2 protein-coding genes and 4 tRNA genes are annotated in these 2,458 nt (G+C 43.5%); 1 reads left to right on the top strand and 5 read right to left on the bottom strand.

The genetic code is table 11. The features are described 5' to 3' along the window. Positions 1-22: 22 nt before the first annotated feature. From C200_RS12895 to C200_RS12875, 5 genes are all read right to left on the bottom strand, one after another. Positions 23-481: an MFS transporter gene (locus tag C200_RS12895; protein ID WP_032126712.1), complete on the bottom strand. Its 459-nt coding sequence runs from the start codon at positions 479-481 to the stop codon at positions 23-25. Between the two features lie 187 nt (positions 482-668). Beyond that, a tRNA-Gln gene (locus C200_RS12890) sits at positions 669-743 on the bottom strand. An 8-nt stretch (positions 744-751) separates the two neighbouring features. Further along, positions 752-828: transfer RNA gene (locus C200_RS12885), tRNA-Asp, on the bottom strand. A gap of 39 nt (positions 829-867) precedes the next feature. After that, positions 868-953 (bottom strand) — tRNA-Leu (locus C200_RS12880). 24 nt (positions 954-977) lie between these two features. Further along, positions 978-1,053 (bottom strand) — tRNA-Gly (locus C200_RS12875). Between the two features lie 172 nt (positions 1,054-1,225). Between C200_RS12875 and C200_RS12870 the strand changes: the two genes are divergently transcribed. Further along, positions 1,226-2,236, top strand: a complete 1,011-nt coding sequence (locus C200_RS12870; protein ID WP_016209553.1) for a DUF475 domain-containing protein — start codon at positions 1,226-1,228, stop codon at positions 2,234-2,236. Positions 2,237-2,458 lie beyond the last annotated feature (222 nt).

Genomic DNA, 2,458 nt, shown 5'->3' with positions numbered 1-2,458 from the left:
ACCCGAACCTACCTCGGCCTACTCACCCCGTGCTTAGCACTCCATGGCTCGCAGCGACAGCATCACGATTATCTGGCGTTGATAAATCAGTCAATAAAGCGCGTACCGCAGGCATCGCCACGCCCATCGTAAAACTTGCAATAAAAATAAGCGGCAAGATTGCCAGACCAGTAGTACAAAAACCACCAACAAACATCACCATAACAGAGCAGGCTTGCCCTACGATAATAATTGATCGACGACGACAGTGATCACTCAACTTACCACCAATCAAGGAGCCAAGCAGTGAGTTAAGCCCAGTAACAGCGATCCAAACACCTGCTTGAGCAATAGTTAAACCTAATTTTTGAGTCAGTAATAAGCTTAAAAAAGGAAAAACAAAACGGCCTAAAGCCAAGACAAACTCTGTCAAAGCGATAATATAAATATCTCTAGACAAGCCAAAGTAAGGTGCCATCATTTTATCCATGGCTTTTAGCATTTTCACATCCTAATGATTAATAAAACCCAACGTAATACACTATAAAGCAGTTAAAATAATTTACCCAATCATTAGCCATAATAAAAACTAAGACAAAGATATTCTAAGTCTAAAACTAGGCTCTGCTTGCTTTAAGTTTACTTTTAAAAGGACAAAAAAAAGCCACCTAATAAGGTGGCTAAAAATTTGGCTGGGGTACCTGGATTCGAACCAGGGGATGCCGGCATCAAAAGCCGGTGCCTTACCGCTTGGCGATACCCCAAGAAAACATGGCGGACCGGACGGGACTCGAACCCGCGACCCCCTGCGTGACAGGCAGGTATTCTAACCAGCTGAACTACCGGTCCACGTAAACTTGTCATTTTCAACGTAACTATATACTAAATTGGTACCCGAGGTCGGACTCGAACCGACAAGGCTATTAACCGGGGGATTTTGAATCCCCTGCGTCTACCAATTCCGCCACTCGGGCATGCGTTTATGCATGCGAAATCTTTGGAGCGGGAAACGAGACTCGAACTCGCGACCCCAACCTTGGCAAGGTTGTGCTCTACCAACTGAGCTATTCCCGCCCGACAACGAAGAGGAATTATACGGATTAAATGCCTGGAGTCAACACCTTTTTGAAGATTTCTAATGTTTTTTGATAGACATACGTTTTGCTTAGAAAACTCATGGACCAAACTCCACTCCCTATATTAAAATCAGCCTGACTATAATTAATTAACGCAAAAGGACTCCCCGATGGCTAATTTAAAATATTTCTATGGCTCACTACTCGTTACCATCGCCGGGCTAATTGCCGCTTTTTTTGTTGGCCATGAACATCCCTTAACCGCTGTCTATATCACTGCCGTTCTAGCTTTGCTTGAAATTTCTTTAAGCTTTGATAATGCCGTCATCAATGCCCGCGTCTTAGCCGATATGCCGATGTTTTGGCGTAAGCTGTTTATTTATATTGGTTTGCCCATTGCTGTGTTCGGTATGCGCTTAATCTTTCCCATTCTGCTCGTCGATATGACAACGCAATTAAGTTTTATTGACGTCTTTCACTTGGCCACCTCTGACCCCCATGCTTATCACGAGGCTCTTCTTCAAGGCATGCCAATGATTAGCGCCTTCGGTGGTGCGTTTTTATTGAAAGTATTCCTAGGATTTTTTTTTGACAAAGAAAAAGACGTGCACTGGGTACCTTTCCTAGAAGCAAACCGGGCAATCAAAGCGGCTTCCAATCTGCCAGGAGTATCTTTATTACTTTCCCTTCTTGCTGGCATGCTCCTTATTTACTATACCAAAGATTGGCACGTCGCCTTCGCGTATCTATCTGGTATTATCCTACATGAATTACTTAGTGTGATGGGACTGCTTTTTAATCAACCGGCGAGCAGTGGACAAACTTTAGTGCGTAATGGCCTGATCAGCTTTATTTACCTTGAGTTTTTAGATGCCAGCTTTAGCTTTGATGGCGTCATTGGTGCGTTTGCAATTTCAACCAATATTTTTATCATCATGATCGGCCTGGGTATTGGTGCAATGTTTGTCCGTTCACTCACCATCTTTTTAGTTGAGAAAAAAACCTTATCATCTTTTCCTTACCTGGAACATGGCGCCCACTATGCCATCGGTTTTCTTGCCTGTGTCATGTTTATTAAGATGTTTCATCATGTCCCAGAGGCAATTACTGGTACGGTTGGCATCGGCTTAATTATTATCGCCTGCTTACATTCTTATATCGAGCGACGTATTAAAAGCTAAACTAAAGATATCAATCCAGCATTAAATAAATGATTCACGATTCAAGCCTCGTAAGCGTCGCTACCTCGGTAGGTATTTTGCACATCCAATGATGCAAAATCGCCGAGCAAAACGCGACGACTATAAACCCTCGGCTGCCCTCGTCACAGGACATTACGTGCCTTAAATCGGCCACTTCATACCCTGCTCTCAAATGGCGCTACGGCTCGTAAAGATTTTTAG

The sequence above is a fragment of the Piscirickettsia salmonis LF-89 = ATCC VR-1361 genome (assembly GCF_000297215.2).
GTDB lineage: Bacteria > Pseudomonadota > Gammaproteobacteria > Piscirickettsiales > Piscirickettsiaceae > Piscirickettsia > Piscirickettsia salmonis.
This window is presented reverse-complemented; position numbering and strand designations above follow the sequence as displayed.